A 5,407-nucleotide genomic window follows, 5' to 3' on the forward strand; every position below is an offset into this window, starting at 1 on the left:
TGGGCTTTTGCCGCGATTAATGGGGAGTACTTTCCCACCCAACGGTTCAGGGTCGCATGGTCAACATCGACACCTCGTTCTTCCATTATCTCTTCGAGGTCACGATAAGAAACCGGGTAGCGCAGTTAGAAAAACATCGCGAACAGGATAACTGATTTTGGATAGTGCGTGCCATTGAAATCAACCATCGCACTCATCCGACCCTTGCTGTGAGGTCACCTCCTACGCCGATGCTTCATACAGAGCCAACCGGAAACCAAAAATCTTTGCGACAGAGCCGGAAGCACGTCCATTTGCGCCCAACCACTGCATGTGTGGTTGTTGAACTCTCACTTTAAAAAACGTCGGGCTACAAGCTTGCGCCATCGAATTTCTGCAATGGCAGGTCGTCGATATCCACGCCGACCAGGCAGCGCACGTTAACGGCATACATCTCCACGCCATCCGGCCCCACACCTTTGCCGAATGATTTCACACCACAGGTATTACAGAATACATGATGGATGTTCCTGGAGCCGAATTGATAATCTGAAAGGTTTCCTTCGCCCTTCAGCAGGGTGAATTTTTCCTTTGAAGTAAATCCGAGTATCGTGCCCTGACGGCGGCAGATGGAGCAGTTGCAAGTAATTAGCTGATCCAGCGCCAAACTCGTTTCATATTCCACCGCACCGCTGTGGCAGCTTCCATGATAGGTGTGCTCATTCATATTCTTTTCCTCAGGAATAGCTTTGCAGATGAGCGATCAGAGGTCCAAGCCCTGCCCGGTTTCGAGGAAGGACTTCATGCTCGAAAGCACCAGAGGCCAGCCCTCGCTGATCCCCTTCAGCATTCCGCTGCCGGGCTGCAACTCGTCATGCAAGACGGTGAGCTTGACCATATCACCCTGCTGTTCGATGTCATAGGTGACCCGGCTATACTGGTCAGGATCGTACTTCTGGCTCTCATTCGCCCAGCTAATGACCAGCCGTTTGGGGGGGGCGCTCTCTATGACTTTTCCGACTAGCTCGACGGTGCGTGTCTCGTTGGCCTTGATATTCTGCCACTCGGAACCGGGCTGCCAGTCGTCTGATACGTTCTCATGGCCCCAGTAGTGGCGGGAAATCTCCGGCCGCGTGATTGCATCGAACACCTTTTCTGGCGTCGTGCGGATAAAGGTGACATAGACAAAGCTGGCGGATTTGTCGGTCATTTCTCGTTCCTTTCAAGTTCCTGTTTGAGGTCGTGCAGAAGAGCAAGACGGCCTTCCTCAAATTTGCGAATCCAGCGCTCGTAGACCTCGTAGAGTGGAACCGGGTTGATGAAGTGCAGTTTCTCGCGCCCACGACGCTGGGTGCTGATGACATTGGCCTGCTCCAGAAGACCCAGATGCTGAGTTACAGATTGACGTTTCATATCCATGGCCTCGCAGAGCTGTCCGAGTGTCTGGCCGTTTCTCTCGCAAAGACGATCAAGCAACTGCCTGCGATTTGGATCGGCCAGGGCCTTGAACACCTTGTCGTCATCCATTCGAATCTCCTAGCGGGACGGGAGTAGTATATGCAGGTAATTACCTGCATGTCAACATATGCAGGTGATTACCTGCGCAACTATAGATGCATGCATGAGACGCGATCTGTGCATTTCTGATATCGGATGAATAAACCGGGGCGAATAGCAATCGCTTGCTGTGTGAGGCACTTCGCGCGCCTACGCGCAAAAGCCTGCCAGGCAACAGTTGACATTGGGTCGGCGGAAGAGCCCCGAGCAGACGCTAGCTCAGCGTGCAGCAACAGTCGAAAAAGGCTCGAAGGAGACCTCGCCGCGAGTTCATGATGGTCCGGGAGGCGGACAAAGCGACCGTTGGCGTGGAGAACCTTCTTCGGCGATTGGGGTTGAATAATTTTTATGACGCGAGATTGAAAATTTCCGCACCTTAGTGTATATGTTTCTGCATATACATATGAACAGGAGGGGCGATCATGTCGCAACCGCATTCATACTCAGAGCCTCGTGAAGCCAAGCTCTTCCGTAACAACAAGAGCCAAGCCGTCCGCATTCCCGCAGACTTCGAGATGCCGGGGGATCGGGTGAACATCTATCGTGATGGGAACCGGCTTATCATCGAGCCGGTGCGCCGCAAGAACCTTCTTGAAGTGCTGGCGGGGCTGGACCCACTCGGACCAGAGGATCAGTTTCCTGACGTGGATGAGACGCTTCTCCCCGCCAAGGAAATCGGCCTTTGACGCTCTATATGCTGGACACCAATGTCGTATCAGATCTGCTCCGAAATCCTGACGGCAACGCGGCAAAGCGCATTGCCGATGTTGGCCCGGATGCGATCTGCGTGAGCATCATCACGGCGGCAGAGTTACGATATGGCTGTGCGAAGAAAGGGTCCGCGAAACTCTTGGCGCATGTCGAGGCGATACTGGAAAGTGTGCAGATTCTGGCGTTCGATGTGCCTGCTGACGCGGAGTATGGCGGCATTCGCGCCGCGCTAGAAGCTGCAGGCAAGACCATTGGTCCGAACGATCTGTTGATCGCGGCTCATGCCTACGCCGCTGGCGCAATCCTCGTGACTGAAAACACGGGAGAGTTTTCCCGCGTTCGCGGCCTGCGGGTAGAAAACTGGACCAGATAAGGGAGGGTGATATGTTTTGTCTAACCGAGGCAGCAGACGGCGGATATCGTCTGACCTACCTTTTCCGGCTGGCCGAACGGCTGGCGGCCGAGGCGGGAACCGATCTTGAGGGCGGCAAGAAGATGATCATGGATAGCCTTGGCGGCATCCTCTTGGGGCGCCCGACAACCCGGAAGAGATCGCGAACCTGATCGCCTTCCTGTCGTCTGACCGGGCCGCCAGCATCACCGGCACGGAATATGTGATTGACGGGGGCACGGTGCCAACGGCTTAGGGGGCCGGCAAGGGTGCGCTGTCCAATGCGATCCCGATCAGCCCGCGATGCTGAACTGCTGGCGATAGGCGGCGGGGGGCAGGCCGGTCAGTTTCTGGAACACTTTGCGAAACGCGGCGGGGTCGGAATAGCCTACATCCCAAGCGATGCGGTCCACCGGGGTCAGCGAGCGCTCCAGCGCATCGCGCGCCTTGGCGATGCGGACCTGTTGCAGATACTCCACCGGCGTGAACCCGGTCGCGGCGCTGAACCGGCGCAGGAAGGTGCGGGGCGTCATCCCCGCCTTCTCGGCCAGATCGGCCACCCCTTCCAGGGTAGCGGCTTGGGCGTGGATGTGGTGCTGGCTGGCCCGGATAGCATCATCGCCATGGTCAAAGCGCGGGACGAACTGGGCAAAGGGCCGTTGGCTGTGGCGCGGCGGCTCGATCAGCAGGAACCGCGCGGTGGCCAGCATGGTTGCGGGCCAAGGAGGCGCCCGACCAGTGTCAGCCCAAGGTCGGCCCAGGCGAGGATCCCGCCTGCCGTCATAATGTCGCGCTGGCATTGCCAAGTTGTTGTCTGTTAGGTGCGGTGGTCTGTGCCTCGTGCATTCCTGCGGTCATTTCGCGGGTATAGTCGGCCCACAACCCGAAGGCATCAGCACGGGCGTGGCGATAGGACGTGGCTGTCAGTCGGTAGTGGCGGGGTTTGAAGATCGTATTGATTTGGTCATGTGCGGCAAAGGAAACGCTGCGCTTGTCCGGATGATTCGAACCGTCCCATTATTTTCTCCCGTCTTCGGGTCTGCCTGTGGCTGCCCTCGATCCGGTTGTCGAGACCCTTGTGGGCGCGATGGTCAGCATTGCCAGCTGTGCGATCGGCTTTGCATAGCTACGCAGCTTGTCGGTGACGACTACCCTCGGCTGGCCAAATTGAGTGATCAACCGTGTCAGGAAGCGCTTTGCAGCCTTGGCATTGCGACGCGTCTGGACGAAATGTCGAGCGTGTCTCCGTTGGTATCGACGGCCAGCCACAGCCAGTGCTTTACGCCGTTGATCGGTATGACGACTTCGTCCAGATGCCATTTCCCGTTCGTGCGCGCCCGATCCCGGCGGATGCACGCGGCGAAATGCACCCCAAAGCGATTAACCCAGAGGCGGACGGTTTCGCGGCTGACGATGACGCCCAGCTCTGCCAGAAGATCCTCAACATCTGCCGTGCTGAGGGCAAACCTATGGTAGGCTCAAACAGCGTAGGCGACAATCTCACGTGGGAAACGAAAGCCTTTCAGGTGCAGCATGGACGGTGGCACTTGCATCGGTCACCATCTATCCAAGTCATGCCACATAAACAACTTGGCAATGCCCCTTAGGGTGTATCGCCGACACGGATAATTATGATCCACACAGGAAATCGTGACAATGTTTCCGCCAGGGCTGGCATCACGCCGCGCGCGATAGGCCGCTGAGGCTGCGTGCCTGCCAAGATTTACCATTGGTGGCCGCGCTCCGGTGAGGTATCCTTCTGATATCGGGAAAGACACCAAAGGATCACCCTCATGCTGACCCTTCTCTGTCATCGTACAGCACCGGATGCACGGGATGTCCGAACGCATTTCTACCGTGTAGAGATCAGTTATAATCTGTTCGGGGAATACACGGTTATCCGCGAATGGGGGCGTGTCGGAACCCGTGGCCACCATGTGAGTGTGTGGTTCGCAAACCTGCGTGAGGCGGTGCTTGTCGCTGATCGTTCTGCGCGACGGGCAGGAACGCGCGGATATGATCTGATTGAAAAGCAGTTTGCGACTGCGGCCTGAACAGGACTTGCGGGCGCCGGATGCGCGCCGGGACAAAACCACCAGCCCGGACCAAATATGGCAGACGGGCGTCACCTGTTTCGGGGCATTGGCGGGGGCTGATCATGTATCCGGGCATTCAGCCGTGAAGTAGTTCCAGCATTCGTCCGGCGAGTATAGATTTCGGCGATTGCGTTGACGCAACGCGGCGAAGGGCCCAATACCCGCTGGATCAACAATATCGCCATGGAGGATGAGGATTACTGTGACAGCCTGCTGGTGACCGAAGTTTTCACCCCTGCGGGCAGTTGGTCAAGCTATCCCAGTCACCGCCATGACGAGGATGATTTCCCTCGCATCACCTATCTTGAAGAAACCTATTACCACCGTCTGAACCCGGCCAATGGTTGGGCCATCCAGCGCGTCTATACCGACGATGACAGTCTTGATGAATGCATGGGCGTCTGCGGATGGCGAGGTGGTTCTGGTCTCCCGTGCCCACCACCCTTGCGGCGCACCCCACGGGTTCGAGCTTTACTACCTAAACGTCATGGCAGGCCCTCGCCGCGAATGGCGGTTCACCCCCGCGCCAGAGTTCAAAGGCTTGATTTAAAGCGGCGAACTTGAAACTTGAATCGGTGGATTCCCTTTCGGTTTGATCTGTGATTCATCCTTTGCAGGAGGATGTTTCATGTCAGCAGCACTGCCGCATGCGCTCAGGGCGCGTTTTCAAGCA

At 56.9% G+C, this 5,407-nt stretch carries 9 protein-coding genes and 3 pseudogenes; 6 read left to right on the forward strand and 6 right to left on the reverse strand.

Going from position 1 to position 5,407, the window contains the following annotated elements; genetic code table 11:
* From PUT78_RS22820 to PUT78_RS22835, 4 genes and pseudogenes are all read right to left on the reverse strand, one after another.
* Nucleotides 1-137, reverse strand: a pseudogene (locus PUT78_RS22820) (IS6 family transposase); the annotation flags it as partial.
* A gap of 212 nt (nt 138-349) precedes the next feature.
* The gene (locus PUT78_RS22825) at nt 350-706 is read right to left on the reverse strand and encodes a GFA family protein (protein WP_274354527.1); all 357 of its coding nucleotides are present in this window, start codon (nt 704-706) and stop codon (nt 350-352) included.
* 36 nt (nt 707-742) lie between these two features.
* Entirely contained in the window at nt 743-1,189 is a 447-nt protein-coding gene (locus tag PUT78_RS22830) for an SRPBCC family protein (RefSeq protein WP_274354528.1), read from the reverse strand.
* On the reverse strand, nt 1,186-1,506 hold the full coding sequence (locus PUT78_RS22835) for an ArsR/SmtB family transcription factor (RefSeq protein WP_274354529.1): 321 nt from the start codon (nt 1,504-1,506) through the stop codon (nt 1,186-1,188). The genes PUT78_RS22830 and PUT78_RS22835 overlap by 4 nt, the downstream gene beginning before the upstream one ends.
* Before the next feature lie 452 nt (nt 1,507-1,958).
* Between PUT78_RS22835 and PUT78_RS22840 the strand changes: the two genes are divergently transcribed.
* Genes PUT78_RS22840 through PUT78_RS22855 form a run of 4 tightly spaced genes read left to right on the forward strand, consistent with a single transcriptional unit; the run spans nt 1,959 to nt 2,894 of the window.
* The gene (locus PUT78_RS22840) at nt 1,959-2,222 is read left to right on the forward strand and encodes an antitoxin (RefSeq protein WP_274354530.1); all 264 of its coding nucleotides are present in this window, start codon (nt 1,959-1,961) and stop codon (nt 2,220-2,222) included.
* A complete protein-coding gene (locus tag PUT78_RS22845) occupies nt 2,219-2,620 on the forward strand; it encodes a type II toxin-antitoxin system VapC family toxin (protein ID WP_274354531.1) in 402 nt (133 codons plus the stop codon). Before PUT78_RS22840 ends, PUT78_RS22845 begins: the two co-directional genes overlap by 4 nt.
* A gap of 11 nt (nt 2,621-2,631) precedes the next feature.
* A complete protein-coding gene (locus PUT78_RS22850) occupies nt 2,632-2,811 on the forward strand; it encodes a hypothetical protein (protein ID WP_274354532.1) in 180 nt (59 codons plus the stop codon).
* Nucleotides 2,811-2,894 (forward strand): hypothetical protein, encoded by an 84-nt coding sequence (locus tag PUT78_RS22855; protein ID WP_274354535.1) that lies wholly within the window; start codon nt 2,811-2,813, stop codon nt 2,892-2,894. The genes PUT78_RS22850 and PUT78_RS22855 overlap by 1 nt, the downstream gene beginning before the upstream one ends.
* A 37-nt stretch (nt 2,895-2,931) precedes the next feature.
* Here PUT78_RS22855 and PUT78_RS22860 read toward each other — a convergent pair whose 3' ends face one another.
* Nucleotides 2,932-3,348, reverse strand: coding sequence for a helix-turn-helix domain-containing protein (locus tag PUT78_RS22860; RefSeq protein ID WP_274354533.1), 417 nt, complete (start codon nt 3,346-3,348; stop codon nt 2,932-2,934).
* 70 nt (nt 3,349-3,418) lie between these two features.
* Nucleotides 3,419-4,191, reverse strand: a pseudogene (locus PUT78_RS22865) (IS6 family transposase).
* A gap of 240 nt (nt 4,192-4,431) precedes the next feature.
* Here PUT78_RS22865 and PUT78_RS22870 point away from each other — a divergent pair.
* Together PUT78_RS22870 and iolB are read left to right on the forward strand one after the other, a co-directional pair.
* Entirely contained in the window at nt 4,432-4,692 is a 261-nt protein-coding gene (locus PUT78_RS22870; protein WP_274354534.1) for a WGR domain-containing protein, read from the forward strand.
* Nucleotides 4,693-4,860: 168 nt separating this feature from the next.
* Nucleotides 4,861-5,284: pseudogene (gene iolB / locus PUT78_RS22875) on the forward strand (5-deoxy-glucuronate isomerase); the annotation flags it as partial.
* Between the last annotated feature and the right edge of the window lie 123 nt (nt 5,285-5,407).

The sequence above is a fragment of the Roseinatronobacter alkalisoli genome (assembly GCF_028745735.1).
Taxonomy (GTDB): domain Bacteria; phylum Pseudomonadota; class Alphaproteobacteria; order Rhodobacterales; family Rhodobacteraceae; genus Roseinatronobacter; species Roseinatronobacter alkalisoli.

Bases quoted from the DNA above. Each gene is read 5' to 3' on its own strand.
- PUT78_RS22860 (WP_274354533.1), bottom strand. From the start codon at position 3,348: ATGCTGGCCACCGCGCGGTTCCTGCTGATCGAGCCGCCGCGCCACAGC.
- PUT78_RS22825 (WP_274354527.1), bottom strand. From the start codon at position 706: ATGAATGAGCACACCTATCATGGAAGCTGCCACAGCGGTGCGGTGGAA.
- PUT78_RS22835 (WP_274354529.1), bottom strand. From the start codon at position 1,506: ATGGATGACGACAAGGTGTTCAAGGCCCTGGCCGATCCAAATCGCAGG.
- PUT78_RS22840 (WP_274354530.1), top strand. From the start codon at position 1,959: ATGTCGCAACCGCATTCATACTCAGAGCCTCGTGAAGCCAAGCTCTTC.
- PUT78_RS22870 (WP_274354534.1), top strand. From the start codon at position 4,432: ATGCTGACCCTTCTCTGTCATCGTACAGCACCGGATGCACGGGATGTC.
- PUT78_RS22850 (WP_274354532.1), top strand. From the start codon at position 2,632: ATGTTTTGTCTAACCGAGGCAGCAGACGGCGGATATCGTCTGACCTAC.
- PUT78_RS22830 (WP_274354528.1), bottom strand. From the start codon at position 1,189: ATGACCGACAAATCCGCCAGCTTTGTCTATGTCACCTTTATCCGCACG.